Origin of the sequence: Actinomadura flavalba DSM 45200 (genome assembly GCF_000374305.1) — a bacterium.
Lineage (GTDB): Bacteria > Actinomycetota > Actinomycetes > Streptosporangiales > Streptosporangiaceae > Spirillospora > Spirillospora flavalba.
In genome coordinates this window covers 347,942-361,793 of record NZ_KB894096.1, presented here as the reverse complement: position 1 = coordinate 361,793, position 13,852 = coordinate 347,942, and the positions used below count along the sequence as shown (strand labels likewise).

The 13,852-nt window shown below is 73.0% G+C and carries 14 protein-coding genes; 9 read left to right on the top strand and 5 right to left on the bottom strand.

The annotated features are described in order from the left end of the window. The first annotated feature begins 46 nt into the window (after window positions 1–46). From C229_RS0117700 to C229_RS0117675, 5 genes are all read left to right on the top strand, one after another. The gene (locus tag C229_RS0117700; RefSeq protein WP_018656428.1) at window positions 47–1,054 is read left to right on the top strand and encodes a helix-turn-helix transcriptional regulator; all 1,008 of its coding nucleotides are present in this window, start codon (window positions 47–49) and stop codon (window positions 1,052–1,054) included. Next, window positions 1,051–2,025 carry a helix-turn-helix transcriptional regulator gene (locus C229_RS0117695; protein ID WP_018656427.1) on the top strand — a complete coding sequence of 325 codons (975 nt, stop codon included), beginning with the start codon at window positions 1,051–1,053 and terminating at the stop codon, window positions 2,023–2,025. Before C229_RS0117700 ends, C229_RS0117695 begins: the two co-directional genes overlap by 4 nt. Before the next feature lie 282 nt (window positions 2,026–2,307). Beyond that, entirely contained in the window at window positions 2,308–2,679 is a 372-nt protein-coding gene (gene tatA / locus C229_RS0117685; protein ID WP_018656425.1) for a Sec-independent protein translocase subunit TatA, read from the top strand. Between the two features lie 25 nt (window positions 2,680–2,704). Further along, window positions 2,705–3,586 carry a twin-arginine translocase subunit TatC gene (gene tatC, locus C229_RS0117680; RefSeq protein ID WP_018656424.1) on the top strand — a complete coding sequence of 294 codons (882 nt, stop codon included), beginning with the start codon at window positions 2,705–2,707 and terminating at the stop codon, window positions 3,584–3,586. A gap of 91 nt (window positions 3,587–3,677) precedes the next feature. After that, on the top strand, window positions 3,678–6,458 hold the full coding sequence (locus C229_RS0117675; protein WP_018656423.1) for a DEAD/DEAH box helicase: 2,781 nt from the start codon (window positions 3,678–3,680) through the stop codon (window positions 6,456–6,458). 471 nt (window positions 6,459–6,929) lie between these two features. Here the strand turns inward: C229_RS0117675 and C229_RS0117670 are convergent, their stop codons facing one another. After that, a complete protein-coding gene (locus C229_RS0117670) occupies window positions 6,930–7,259 on the bottom strand; it encodes a histone-like nucleoid-structuring protein Lsr2 (protein ID WP_018656422.1) in 330 nt (109 codons plus the stop codon). A 16-nt stretch (window positions 7,260–7,275) separates the two neighbouring features. Next, window positions 7,276–7,635: a histone-like nucleoid-structuring protein Lsr2 gene (locus C229_RS0117665; protein WP_018656421.1), complete on the bottom strand. Its 360-nt coding sequence runs from the start codon at window positions 7,633–7,635 to the stop codon at window positions 7,276–7,278. A 264-nt stretch (window positions 7,636–7,899) separates the two neighbouring features. Between C229_RS0117665 and C229_RS0117660 the strand changes: the two genes are divergently transcribed. Beyond that, window positions 7,900–8,214: a DUF2470 domain-containing protein gene (locus tag C229_RS0117660; RefSeq protein WP_018656419.1), complete on the top strand. Its 315-nt coding sequence runs from the start codon at window positions 7,900–7,902 to the stop codon at window positions 8,212–8,214. A gap of 209 nt (window positions 8,215–8,423) precedes the next feature. Further along, window positions 8,424–9,107, top strand: coding sequence for a biliverdin-producing heme oxygenase (locus C229_RS0117655; protein WP_018656416.1), 684 nt, complete (start codon window positions 8,424–8,426; stop codon window positions 9,105–9,107). A gap of 497 nt (window positions 9,108–9,604) precedes the next feature. On the opposite strand, the gene C229_RS0117650 is transcribed toward C229_RS0117655, so the two are convergent. Then, the gene (locus tag C229_RS0117650) at window positions 9,605–10,336 is read right to left on the bottom strand and encodes a DUF7873 family protein (protein ID WP_018656415.1); all 732 of its coding nucleotides are present in this window, start codon (window positions 10,334–10,336) and stop codon (window positions 9,605–9,607) included. Between the two features lie 152 nt (window positions 10,337–10,488). On the opposite strand from C229_RS0117650, the gene C229_RS0117645 reads away from it, so the two are divergent. Then, complete coding sequence (locus C229_RS0117645; protein ID WP_018656413.1) at window positions 10,489–10,671, top strand: hypothetical protein; 183 nt, start codon at window positions 10,489–10,491, stop codon at window positions 10,669–10,671. Between the two features lie 86 nt (window positions 10,672–10,757). Here C229_RS0117645 and C229_RS0117640 read toward each other — a convergent pair whose 3' ends face one another. After that, complete coding sequence (locus C229_RS0117640; protein WP_018656412.1) at window positions 10,758–11,468, bottom strand: Crp/Fnr family transcriptional regulator; 711 nt, start codon at window positions 11,466–11,468, stop codon at window positions 10,758–10,760. A gap of 91 nt (window positions 11,469–11,559) precedes the next feature. Next, window positions 11,560–12,483: a 5'-3' exonuclease gene (locus C229_RS0117635; RefSeq protein WP_018656411.1), complete on the bottom strand. Its 924-nt coding sequence runs from the start codon at window positions 12,481–12,483 to the stop codon at window positions 11,560–11,562. Window positions 12,484–12,593: 110 nt separating this feature from the next. Here C229_RS0117635 and C229_RS0117630 point away from each other — a divergent pair, with 110 nt between their 5' ends. Then, complete coding sequence (locus C229_RS0117630) at window positions 12,594–13,709, top strand: M24 family metallopeptidase (RefSeq protein ID WP_033424477.1); 1,116 nt, start codon at window positions 12,594–12,596, stop codon at window positions 13,707–13,709. Window positions 13,710–13,852: the final 143 nt, after the last annotated feature.

Below are 13,852 nucleotides of genomic sequence, written 5' to 3'. Positions count from 1 at the left end.
AGACCGTGCCGCGTCGGCGCGAAACACACGGAAGAGGGTGGCGAGGGTGTCACGGCGCAAGACCGAGCGCCTGCTCAACCTGGTGGTGTGCCTGCTCGCCACCCGCCGGTTCCTCACGGCCGAGCAGATCCGCCGCGCCGTCCCGGGCTACCCGGACGGCGCCGAGGCGTTCAAGCGGATGTTCGAGCGCGACAAGGAGGAACTGCGCGAGCTGGGCGTCCCCCTGGAGGTCGGCAGCGACGTGTCCGGCGGCGGCGGTGAGGAGATCGGCTACCGCATCCCCCCGCAGGACTACGAGCTTCCCGAGCTGCACCTGACGCCCGACGAGGCGGCGGTGCTGAACCTGGCGGCGCGGGTGTGGCAGCGCGCCAGCATGGCCGACGCGGTGTCGGGCGCCCTGCTGAAGCTGCGCGCCGCCGGCGTCGAGACCGGTTCGGTGCCCGACGCGGCGCCCGCACTCGGCATCGAGCCGCGCGTCGACACCGGCGACCCGGCATTCCCGCCGCTGTGGGAGGCCGTCCGCGACGGCCGCCCGGTGACGTTCACCTACCAGGGCGTGGGCCGCACGGCGGCGGCGCGCCGCCACCTGGAGCCGTGGGGCGTGGTGTCGCGGCGGGGCCGCTGGTACGTCGTCGGCCACGACCGCGACCGGGGCGAGAGCCGCGTGTTCCGCCTCAGCCGCATCATCGGCGACGTCGCCCCGGACGGGCCGCCCGGCAGCGTCACCGTGCCGGACGGCGTGGACGTGCGGGCGCTGGCGTTCGCCACCCCCGACGCGCAGGCCGAGCCCCGCCCGGCGACCGTCCGGCTGCGCGCCGGCGCCGCGCACGGCCCGCGCCGCTGGGCGAGCGAGGTCCGCCCCCTGCCCGGCGGCGAGTGGGACGAGGCCACCCTGACCTTCCGCGACGCCGACTGGTTCGCGCCCTACCTGGCGCGGTTCGCCGCCGACGTCGTCGTGCTCGACCCGCCCGACCTGCGCGAGGCCGTCATCCAGCACCTCAAGCGCGCCCTGCACGCGGGCGCGGCCACCGGCGAGAAGGCGAACGAGGCATGAGCACGCCCGCGACCACCTCCACCGGACGGCTCGGGCGGCTGCTCGCGCTCGTCCCCTACGTCGTCAACCGCGACTCGGTGATGCTGGACGAGGCCGCCGCCGCGTTCGGCGTCACCCAGAAGCAGCTCATCGACGACCTCAACCTGCTGTGGTGCGTGGAACTGCGCGCCCCCGACCCCTACTGCCCGATCGACCTGTCCTACGAGGGCGGGGAGATCACCGTCACCGAGGCCGAGTCGATCGCCCGGCCGCTGCGGCTCAAGGTCGACGAGGCCGCCGCGCTGCTGGTGGCGCTGCGGATGCTGGCGGGGGTCACCGGCCCGCACGACCGCGACGCGCTCAGCCGCGTCATCGCCAAGCTGGAGTCGGCCGCCGGTGCGGCCGCGACCGTCGCCGGGCAGGTGTCGGTCGAGGTCGGCGGCGGCGGCGCCGCCCGCGACCACCTGGCCGTGCTCCGCGAGGCGATCACCGCTCGGCGCCGCGTCCACCTCACCTACTACGTGCCCGCGCGCGACGAGAACACCGAACGCGACGTCGACCCGATGCGGGTGCTCGTCGTGGAGGGCTCCACCTACCTGGAGGGGTGGTGCCGCCGCGCCGAGGCCGTCCGGCTGTTCCGCCTGGACCGCGTCACCGGGCTGACCGTGCTGGACGTGCCCGCCGACATCCCCGACGGCGCCGAGCCCATCGACGTCGACGCGGGCCTGTTCCGCCCGTCCCCGCAGGACGTGCGGGTCACGCTGGAACTGGCGCCCGCCGGGCGGTGGGTCGCCGACCACTACCCGTGCGAGAGCGTGACCGAACTGGGGGAGGGGCGGCTGCGGATCGTGCTGCGCACCCCCGACACCCGCTGGGTGCGGGGCCTGGCGCTGCGGCTGGGCGACCAGGGCCGCGTCGTGGCGCCCGCGGCGCTCGCCGGGGAGATCCGCGCCGACGCCGCCGCGGCCCTGGCCCACTACGAGACGGTGTGAGCCCCGTGACGGAAGGACGGCGACGATGACGGCCCTCGGATGGTCGGGCCTGGCCGTGGCGCTGGGCTCGGCGGGCCTGGCCGTGCTCGCGTACTGCGCGTTCAAGGTGTGGCTCGCGGTGCGGCGGCTGGGCCGTGAACTCGACCGGACGCGCCGGCGGCTCGCCCCCAAACAAGGGGCACTACGGGATGAACTTCGCACACTTCACGACACTCGCTCCCCACAGGACGTGGATGAGGGCGTACGATCGTCGTAAGTCGCACCTGCTGAAGAGGACGTCACATGCCTAACCTCGGTGGCTCCGAGATCCTGATCCTGCTCCTGATCGTCGTGCTGATCTTCGGGTCGGCGAAGCTTCCGCAGCTCGCGCGCTCGCTCGGCAAGTCCGCCCGCATCCTCAAGGCGGAGACCAAGGGCCTGCGCGACGATGACGACGACGAGAGCGCCGCCAAGGCCGCCGCCGCGCCCGCCCCGGCCCCCGCCGAGACCGAGCGGGAGCGCACCGCCCGGCTCCGCGCCGAGCAGCTCCGCGCCGAGGCCGACCGCGTCGAGCGCGAGGCCGGCGCCAACACCGACCGCCGTCCCGGCGCGCTGCCGTCCGGCGAGCCGATCCAGGGCGTGCCCGTGAGCGACTACGGCCGCAACCAGCACTGACCGCCCCGGCCCCACCATCCCGAGAATGGCCATGCTGAAGAAGACGACGCGGCGGGCGGCCGACCCCGAGGGCCGCATGCCGCTGCTCGATCACCTGCGCGAGCTGCGGAACCGGCTGATGAAGGCGATCGGCGCGTTCATCATCGGCACCATCATCGGCTGGATCTTCTTCGACCCCGCGTGGGACTTCCTCAAGCAGCCGTTCTGCGACCTGCCGCAGACCCACACGATCGGCAACGAGTGCACGCTCGTCGTCAACGGCATCTTCTCCTCGTTCTTCCTCCAGTTGAAGATCGCCGCGATCCTCGGGCTGGTGCTGTCCTCGCCGGTGTGGCTGTACCAGCTCTGGGCGTTCGTGGCGCCCGGCCTGTACCAGCGTGAACGCCGCTGGACGTACGTCTTCCTCGCCGCCGCCGTGCCGCTGTTCTTCGTCGGCACCGCCCTGGCCTACGTCACCGTCGACAAGGGCCTGTCGCTGTTCCTCGGGTTCGTCGCCGAGGACGTCACCCCGCTGATCTCCGTCGAGCACTACCTCGGCTACGTGCTGGCGATGCTGCTGGTGTTCGGGCTGACGTTCGAGCTGCCGCTGTTCGTCGTCGTGCTCAACATGGCGGGCGTCCTCAGCTACCAGCGGCTCCGCAAGAGCCAGCGGCTCGCCCTGTTCGGCATCTTCGTGTTCGCCGCCGTCGGCACCCCCAGCGGCGACCCGTTCACCATGCTGGCCCTGGCGCTGCCCACCGTCGTGCTGTTCGAGGCCGCCGTGCTGCTGGCCTTCTTCAACGACCGCCGCCGCGGGCTGCGCCCGTCCGACGACGCCCTCGCCGACGACGAGCTGTCCCCGATCGACCTGGACGCCATCGACGCCGAACTCGACGGCGGCGGGCGCCGCGACCGGCGCCGCGACTGACCGGCCGCGTTTCCGCCCGCTCCGCGCGGCGGCGGGAGACGCGCCGCGCTTCACGTGCATATCGGGCCGTACGAAACCGTAGGCTCGAACCATGAGCACCCCCGACACGCAGTCGGCCGGACAGAGCCCGGCGGAACAGAGCCCGGCCGAACGCTACGCGGCCTACCGCGAGCGCACCGCCGGAAGCGGCCCCGCGCTGCTGGACTTCCAGACGCTGTACGACTTCCGGCTCGACGCGTTCCAGATCGAGGCGTGCCGCGCCCTGGAGGGCGGCAGCGGCGTCCTGGTCGCCGCGCCCACCGGCTCCGGCAAGACCGTCGTCGGGGAGTTCGCCTGCCACCTGGCCCTCACCGGCGGCGGCAAGTGCTTCTACACCACGCCGATCAAGGCGCTGTCCAACCAGAAGTACGCCGACCTCGTCGCCCGCTACGGGCCCGGCAAGGTCGGGCTGCTCACCGGCGACAACAGCGTCAACGGCGAGGCGCCCATCGTCGTCATGACCACCGAGGTCCTGCGCAACATGCTGTACGCGGGCTCCTCGACGCTGTCGGGGCTCGCGTTCGTCGTCATGGACGAGGTCCACTACCTCGCCGACCGGTTCCGCGGCGCCGTCTGGGAGGAGGTCATCATCCACGTCCCGGAGTCCGTCCGGATCGTGGCGCTGTCGGCCACCGTGTCCAACGCCGAGGAGTTCGGCGAATGGCTCCAGGAGGTGCGCGGCGACACCGCCGTCGTCGTCGACGAGCACCGTCCCGTCCCGCTGTTCCAGCACATGCTCGTCGGCCCCCGCCTCTACGACCTGTTCGTCGAGACCGGCAAGGGCAAGAGCCGCGAGGCGCGCGTCAACCCGCAGCTCCAGCGGATCGCCGTCGAGGAGGTCCGCCGCGCCAAGGTCAACCAGGGGCGCCGCACCGGGCACCGCCGCGCGCCGCGCCCCCAGCGGTTCCGGCCGCCGCTGCGCGCCGACGTCATCACCCGGCTGGAGCGCGCCGGGCTGCTGCCCGCCATCACGTTCATCTTCTCCCGCGCCGGCTGCGACGCCGCCGTCCTCCAGTGCCTGCACGCCGGGCTGCGGCTCACCTCCCGCGAGGAGACCGAGGAGATCCGCGCGCACGTCGAACTGCGCACCGCCGACCTCGCCCCCGACGACCTGCGCGTCCTCGGCTACCACGACTTCCTCGCCGCCCTGGAACGCGGCGTCGCCGCCCACCACGCCGGGATGCTCCCCACCTTCAAGGAGATCGTCGAGGAGCTGTTCACCCGCGGGCTCATCAAGGCCGTGTTCGCCACCGAGACGCTCGCGCTCGGCATCAACATGCCCGCCCGCACCGTCGTCATCGAGAAGCTCGACAAGTGGAACGGCGAGGCGCACGTCGCCCTCACCCCCGGCGAGTTCACCCAGCTCACCGGGCGCGCCGGACGCCGCGGCATCGATGTCGAGGGCCACGCCGTCGTCGTGTGGAACCCGTCGGTCGACCCCGCGTCGGTCGCCGGGCTCGCCGGCACCCGCACCTACCCGCTGAACTCCAGCTTCCGGCCCTCCTACAACATGGCCGTCAACCTGGTCGGCGCCGTCGGCGTCGAACGCGCCCGCACCCTCCTGGAGGAGTCGTTCGCGCAGTTCCAGGCCGACCGGGCCGTCGTCGGCCTGGCCCGGCAGGTCCGCAAGAACGAGGACGCCCTCGCCGGATACGCCAAGGCCGCCGACTGCCACCTGGGCGACTTCATGGAGTACGCGGCGCTGCGCCGCCGCCTGTCCGACCGCGAGGCCGAACTGTCGCGCGAACGGTCCGCCGGGCGCCGCGCCGAGGCCGCCAAGTCACTGGAGCACCTGCGGCCCGGCGACGTCATCCTGGTGCCGTCCGGGCGCCGCTCCGGCCTGGCCGTCGTCCTGGACCCCGGCATCGGGCGCCGCTCCGACGGGCCCGCGCCGCTCGTCCTGACCATCAACCGGTCGGTGCAGCGGCTGTCCATCCTGGACTTCCCCCGCCCCGTCGAGCCCGTCGAACGCGTCCGCATCCCCAAGGGATTCAGCCCCCGCAACCCGCAGGCCCGCCGCGACCTGGCCGCCACGCTGCGCGCCAAGGTCCCCGATGAGGGCCGCGAACGCCGCCGCACCCGCGACACCCCCGCCGCCGACGACGCCGAGATCACGCGGCTGCGCGCCGAACTGCGCGCCCACCCCGTGCACGGCTGCGCCGAGCGCGAGGACCACGCCCGCTGGGCCGAGCGGTTCTTCCGCCTGGAACGCGAGACCGGCCAGCTCCGCCGCCGCGTCGAAGGCCGCTCCCAGGTCATCGCCCGCACCTTCGACCGCGTCTGCGCCGTCCTGGAACAGCTCGGCTACCTGTCCGGCGACACCGTCACCGACGAGGGCCGCAGGCTGGGCCGCATCTACAACGAACTCGACCTGCTCACCGCCGAGAGCCTGCGCGAGGGGCTGTGGAACCGCCTCGACCCCGCCGAGCTGGCCGCGTGCGTGTCGGCGCTGGTGTACGAGTCGCGGCAGCCCGACGACGCCGCACCGCCCCGCACGCCCACCGGCGGCGTCCAGGAGGCCCTGGCGGCCATGGTGCGGCTCTGGGGGACGCTGGAGGGCGTCGAACGCGACAACCAGGTCGCGTTCCTGCGCGAACCCGACCTGGGGTTCGCGTGGACGGCCTACCGGTGGGCCAAGGGCGACGACCTCGATGAGGTCCTGCTCGACGCCGGGCTCACCGCGGGCGACTTCGTGCGCGCCGTCAAGCAGCTCCTGGACCTGCTCGGCCAGGTCGCCGACGCCGCCCCGCCCGACAGCCACGTCCGCCGCACCGCCCGCAAGGCCATGGACCAGCTCCGCCGCGGCGTCGTCGCCTATACGTCGGTCACCTGACGGCCCTCTTCGCGGCGTTTCCCGCCCGGCACCGGATCATCCGGTGCCGGGCGTTCCCTTTCCCGGCCGCACTCCAGAGCCGCCCAGTTCGGGCGGTATGTCGATTCTGGGGGGATGTGTTCTTGGACCGGGTGATGCCCCGCGAGCATGACCGCCGCCGTCCCCGAAACCCGCATTCCGTGCCGCCCCGGGCGGCGCGGCCCGGGAAACGGGTGAAGTGCGGGCGCGGGGACGGCGGAATGGCGGGAGGTCCACGCGACTCGGCGGCCCTACCCCACGCCGGTGTGACAAGAAGGCGGCCCGTTGCGTACGGCGCGGCGACAAGAACCACAAAAGGGCCGGGTGATAGTGTCACCCGGCCCTTCGCAGAACAGCCCGCCCGTTCGGGCGGATACGTCGGCGGATACGGCGTCCCCGCCGCCGATACGGTCGTCTATGCGGTCGCCGGCGCCGCCGTGGGAGATCGTCGCGTCAGTGCGCGGCCTCGTAACGCTCGATCACCGCGGCGGGAATGCGGCCCCGGTCGTTGACCTTGATGTTCTGTGACTTCGCCCACTCGCGAATGTCCGCGGAACGCTCACGGGTGTTCTGCGTGCGCGGCGCGCGGGCGCCCTTGACGGGAACCTTGCGGGAGCGGCGGGCGGCCGACACGAACGGCTCCAGACCGGTCCTGAGCTGCGTGGCGTTGTCCTTGCTCAGGTCGATCTCGTAGGACACGCCGTCGAGCGAGAACGTGACCGTTTCGTGTGCTTCTCCGCCGTCGATGTCGTCGACGAGGAGGACCTCGACCTTCTGTGCCATGCGGGGACTCCCTTTGTCATGCACCCGGAGCGGCGTCCGGATGTGTCTCGATGAACGCAGCATAGACCTCATCAGAGATTTTGCCACGCTCGGAGACTTCCACACCGGCCGCCTTCGCCCATTCGCGGACCTCGCCGTTGGTGTATCCCTTGACCTTGGCCGCCGCGCCGCCCTTGCGGCCCTTACCCGCGGGCTTCACCGGGACCGCCTTGGCGATGTAGAGCTCCAGCGTTTCCAGCGTCGCGGACAGCCGCTTGTAGTTCTCGTCGCTCAGGTCGATCGTGAACGTCCGCTCCAGTACGCCGAAGTCGCGCTTGGCGACGTCGGTGCCTTCGGAGCCGTCGATGTCGTCTACCCGAATGACCTTCTCGGCCATGTGCGCTGTGACTTCCTTCCTCGCCGATGCGGCGGCGCGGAGCGCGGCGGTTTGCGGAGCCGCCGGGCACGCGCCCGCCGGGGATCTCCGAAATGGTGAGGTTCGCTACCCGCCGCGGCCGTCAATGCCGCCATTCGCCGGACCACCCCGGCCCGTCCATTGTCCCGCGTGCGGGACACTCCCCGGGACGTCCCGGCGTTCTCACTAGGGTGGGACCGCCGGGCAGCCGTCCGGCCCGCCACCTGCCAGAGAGGCCGCCGCACCATGCCCCAGCCGGGTACCCCCTTCACCGACGACGTCGTCGAGGCGATCAAGCGCCACATGAACGAGGACCACCCCGCCGACTGCCTGGAGATCGTCCAGGGGCTCGGCGGGCACCGGGACGCGACGGCCGCCGGGATGGTCGACATGGACGAGGACGGCATCGTGTTCAGCGCCGAGATCGCCGGCGCCGAGGTGCCCGTGCGCGTCGCCTGGGCCGAGCCCGTCACCGAGCGGCCCCAGGTGCGCCGCGAGGTCGTGCGCATGTCGCAGCAGGCCCGGCGCTCCCTCGGCCTCGCCCCGCACGCCGAGCACTGACCCGGCGCCGCTCGTGCCCGGCGCGGGCGTGGACCGTGCCAGTCGTGCGCTGAACTGGGGTGCTGTTGCGTTCCGACGTGGCGTCGGTAAAGTAGCCTACGTCACGTCGGAAAAACCCGCGCCGAGCTCTTCCCTCGAAGAGTTAGGCAAGGCTAACCTCAGTCCAGCGCCCGGAACCGCCGGGCGCCGACGACGGAGAAGGTGCGTGCATGGGCATGGCCGGAGACACGGCGGCCGCGGCCGGCGACACGGGCTTCGCGGCCGAGCTGCGGGCCGCCACCCGCGGCGACCACGGCGAGAACGAGACGTCGTCGTACATGAGCGCGCTGGTCGAGGGCCGCCTCAGCGGCGAGCAGTACGCGCGGCTCATCGTGCAGCTCTACCCCGTCTACGACGCGCTCGAGCGTGCCGCCGACGTCATGGCCGCCGACCCGGTCGCCGGGCCGTTCGTGCAGCCGGGCCTGGCCCGCCGCGCGGCGCTGGAGGCCGACCTGGCCTACTTCTACGGCGCCGGCTGGCGCGACGCGCTGGTGCTGCTGCCCGCCGCCGAGCGCTACCGCGACCGGCTGGAGGAGGTCGCGTTCGACTGGGCGGGCGGATTCGTCGCCCACCACTACACCCGCTACCTCGGCGACCTGTCCGGCGGCCAGTACATCGCCCGCCAGGTGCAGCGCGGCCTCGGCCTCGGCAAGGACGACCCCGGCGTGCTGTTCTACCGCTTCGAGGGCAAGCCCAAGGCCATCAAGGACGGCTACCGCGCCCTGCTGGACGCCGCCCCCTGGAACGCCGCCGAACGCGCCCGCGTCATCGCCGAGGTCAAGACCGCCTACCGCCTCAACGCCCAGATCACCGACGACCTGAGCCGCGAACTCCACATCGAACCCGCCGCATAGCGACCGAACCGTGGGCGGCGGCCTCGGCCACCGCGCGGGCACATGCGCTGACCGGTGAGGCGAGCGGCCGTAGGCCGGAAAGCAATGAGTGGGGCCCGGGAGTTTTCCCATCTCCCGGGCCCCGAAGAGGTCCGCCGTGTTGCACCGGTTCCGGTCGCTCGCGGGCGGATCAGGTTGCTCTCCCCGTGTGCTGCCTTTGACACCACGGGGCCGCGAGAGGCCCCGACCGGATTCGAACCGGCACTTCGGGGAACGCCGTCCGCCCGCCGCCGGAACTCCGCGGCGGGAGGTGCTGAGTCTGGAGCGAGAGTCTGAGTTTCACCGCGGCTGCCTCTGCCCGTTGGGCTATCCCGGCCACGTGGTTGCCGGGAGGGGGACTCGAACCCCCACTGTCACCGCGCGCTGCTTCAGTCTGACGGTCTCAGTTTCAGCGTCCGCGCCCCGGTGAGGGGCGCACCCCCGCGCTCCAGCGGGGGAGTCTGGTGGGCCCGGCCGTCTCAGCCGAGCAGGTAGCCGAAGATCACCTCGCCGATCTCGCGGTCGGTGACCTCGAAGCCGTTGGCCTCCTCGCGGGCGAACTTCACCGCGCGGCTCAGCGCGTCCAGCCGCTCCAGCAGCTCGTTGACGCGGCGGGCCGGCAGCGCGCCGGAGAACTTCACCGTCGTCCAGTGGCCGACGGCGACGTCCTCGTAGAAGACCTCGACCTGCGCCGGATGCTTGTCGGTCGCCTCCGCCTTGACGTGGTTGAACGGCACCTTCTTGGTCTTCACCGTCCGCACCGGGTCGGTGCGCCACACGTCGGTGGCGGCGTCGAACGTCCAGGACTCGGCGGCGTCCAGCACCGGCAGCCGCGCCACGAGCGCCTGGAGCTCGGCGATCTGCTTCTCCAGGAACAGCAGGTGGGTGACCGGGACACCGGTGAGCAGCGTGCGGCCCTCGACGACGACGTCGGCGCGGGCCTCGCAGTTGGCGTGGTCCTTGGTCGCGGTGACGTCGAATAGCCGGGTCACCGCCGCCGCCGTGTCGCGCAGCGCCTGCTCCGCCGTGATCTGCACCTTCGTCGACTCGGGCGGGTACTCGTCGCCGTCCTCGTCCTTGGGCTGGTAGGACCGCGAGATGCCCGAGAGCAGTGCCGCGGTGCCGGTCGTCCGGCGCGCCTCGGCCAGCGCGTGCTGGGCCTTGCCCCGCACGCCCTTCTCGACGGCGATGATCTGGTTCAGTTTCGACATCGTGGTTCACCCCGTTTCCGACACCGGAACCGTAGGGCAGCGGCGCCGGGCGGCGCAGCTCATTTTCGCGGGTGTTTGGAATGGTTCCTGGCGGAGATCTCTGCGGTGCGCCTCGGGGGTCGCGGCGCACCGAACGTCACCAGGAGGAATCCGTGCTCGCCATCGTCGCGGCCGTCATCTTCGGTCTCGCCCTGCTGTTCGATCTCGCCGACATCCAGTCGGACCCGTTCGACTACGCCACGCTGGTCACGCTCGGACTGCTGTTCGTCGCCCTGCACCTCGCCGGGATCGGCGCGGGCTCGAACTGGCGGGGCCGTGGCCGCGGCCGGCGCTGATCCGCTGCCCTAAAACGGATCTACAGCGTAAAGGCCGGGGCCGGTGCGGACGACGCACCGGCCCCGGCCTCACGTTGCATCCGGGTTCAGACGCCGTGCCGCGCGAACTCCCGCAGGCCCGGCAGGTCGGTGATGACCGTCTGCCGCCAGCCCGTCCGCGCCAGGCCGCGTTCGCGCAGCTCGCCGAAGGCCCGCGCCACCGTCTCGCGCGAGGAGTCCATGCAGCTCCCCAGCTCCTCCTGCGACAGCGGCGGCGCGATCTCCAGGCCGCCGTCGGCGGCCGGGGCGACGTGCGGAAGCGACTGCTCGGCCAGCTCCACGAGCAACTGCGCCAGCCGCTGCGCGCCGCGCGCCGACACGTGCGCCTGAGCGCGGCGCCCCGCGTCGTCCAGGCGCCCCACGAAGGTGCCGCTCACCAGCTTCCACACGGCGGGGTTGGCCTCCAGGAACGCGGTGAACCGGACGGCCTGCACGATCAGGCCGCGCAACGGGCTGAGCGCCGTCACCGTCGCCGACCGCTGCCGGTCGCCCAGCACCGCGCTCTCGCACACCAGGTCGCCCGGTCCCCGGACGGCCAGCACGACCGCGTGGCCCTCCGGCCCGGTGACCGACGCCTTGGCCCAGCCGCTCTCGATCACCACGACGTGGTCGGACGCGTCGCCCTGGTGGCACAGCGTCCCGCGCGCCGGGTAGCGGCGGGTCAGCCCGGCGTCGCGCAGCGCCGTCCGCTGGGACGGCTCCAGCGCCGACCAGAAGGGCAGCGGGCGGTGGTCCGCCGGAGAGGGCCTCTCGATCACAGGGGATGTCCGTCCTCGCGCTGATGCACCGTAACCGATGATGCGCGAACGCCCCGTCAGATGTCTGTGTCAGGTGACGCAGACGCGCCCGTCAAGCGGGGGAGAGCGCGTTCAGCAGCCGGTTCACGGGACTCTCCAGCGCCCAGCGGTCGGCCAGCTCCACCAGCGCGGCGGGGTCCTTCGGCTTGGCCGGGAGGCGGTCGTCCAGGCCGGTCAGCTCGGGGGAGTCGATGTCGGTGACGACGCGGACGACGGTCTCGGCGGCGTCGAGGTAGTCACCGGCGGCCTCGACGCGGCGGCGGGCACCGGCGGGGAAACCGTCGGTGGCACCGGCGGCCAGGGCCTCGCGCAGCGCCGCGACCGACCCGAAGCGGGTGACGAGCGCGGCGGCGGTCTTGTCGCCGACGCCCGGGACGCCCGGCAGGCCGTCGCTGGGGTCGCCGCGCAGCGTCGCGTAGTCGGCGTAGGCGCGGCCCGGGATGCCGTACTTGTCGGCGACCTCCGCCTCGCCCAGCACCTGGAGGTTGCGGATGCCGCGCGCGGTGTAGAGGACGGCGACCGGGCCGGAGTCGTCGACGAGCTGGAACAGGTCGCGGTCGCCGGTGACGATGTCGACGGGCCCGTCCGCCGCGCCCCGCACGGCCAGGGTGCCGATGACGTCGTCGGCCTCGTAGCCGGGAACGCCGACGCGGGCCAGCCCGACGGCGTCGAGCACGGCGTCGATGACGGGGAGCTGCGCGGAGAGCGCGTCGGGCGTCTGGTCGCCTCCGTCGTCGGCGACGCGGTGCGCCTTGTAGGACGGCAGCGCCGCGACGCGGAACTCCGGCCGCCAGTCGGCGTCCATGCAGCACACCAGCCGGTCGGGGGAGCGGTCCTGGACGAGCCGGGCGATCATGTCGATGAGGCCGCGGACGGCGTTGACCGGCGTGCCGTCGGGCGCGGTGACCGACTCGGGCACCCCGAAGAAGGCGCGGAAGTACAACGACGGCGTGTCCAGCAGCATCAGCCCGCTCATGGCGCCCATCGTCGCACGGCGGCGTCCGCCGGTGGGCGAGCGTCGCCGCGCGGCTGCGATCCTGGTGGGACGCTCGGGACGGCAGACGGCCGGGCCACAGAGGTGAGGGGATGGATGTGACGACGGAGTTGTATCCGCGGGAGCGGGTCGGGCTGATCCGGGACGCGGTGGCGGCGGCGGATCTGGACGCGGTGCTGCTGACCCCGGGCCCCGACCTGCGGTACGCGACGGGCTACGACGCGCACCAGCTCGAACGGCTGACGTGCCTGGCCGTCCCGGCGGCGGGGGAGCCGTTCCTGGTGGTGCCGAGGCTGGAGCTGCCCGCCGCGCAGGCGTCGCCCGCCGGGGCGCTGGACCTGGAGCTGGTCGCCTGGGACGAGACCGACGACCCGTACGCGCTGGTCGCCGCGCGCCTGCCCGCGCGTCCGGCGCGGGTCGGGGTGGCCGACCGCATGTGGGCGGTGATGGCGCTGCGGTTCCGCGCGGCGCTGCCCGGCGCCGAGCAGGTCGCGGCCGGCGCGGTGCTGCGCACGCTGCGGATGCGCAAGAGCCCGGCCGAGCTGGACGCGCTGCGCGAGGCGGGCGCGGCGATCGACCGGGTGCACCGCCGCGTCCCCGGCCTGCTGAAGGCGGGCCGTACCGAGCGGGAGGTGGGCCGCGACGTCCACGACGCGATCCTGGAGGAGGGGCACGCGGCGGTGGACTTCGTCATCGTCGGATCGGGCCCCAACGGCGCGAACCCGCACGCCGAGCTGTCCGACCGGGTGATCGCCGAGGGCGAGCCGGTCGTCGTGGACATCGGCGGGACGATGCCGAGCGGCTACTGCTCGGACTCGACCCGCAACTACTGCGTGGGCGAGCCCCCGGCGGAGTACCGGGCGTACTTCGACGTGCTGCGCGAGGCGCAGCGGGTCTCGTGCGAGGCGGTGCGTCCGGGCGTGACGCCCGAGGCGGTGGACGCGGCGGGCCGCGACGTCATCGCGGCGGCCGGGTACGGGGAGTACTTCGTCCACCGCACCGGGCACGGGATCGGCCTGGAGTCGCACGAGGAGCCCTACATCGTGGCGGGCAACACCGAGCCGCTGGAGGAGGGCATGGCGTTCTCGGTGGAGCCGGGCATCTACCCCGGGGCGCACGGGGCGCGCATCGAGGACATCGTGCTGTGCACGGCCGACGGGGTGGAGAGCGTCAACCGGACCCCGCACGACCTGGTGATCATCGGCTGATCCGGCGGACGGCCGCCCGCGCGGGGCGGGGTTCCCCGCGGGGAACCCCGCCCCGCGCCGCGTATCGGCGCAGATAACGATAAGTGCACCATCCCGGCGGAGCGTCAGGAAGTGCCTTGTGGCACAGTCCATCCGCCCTGTAT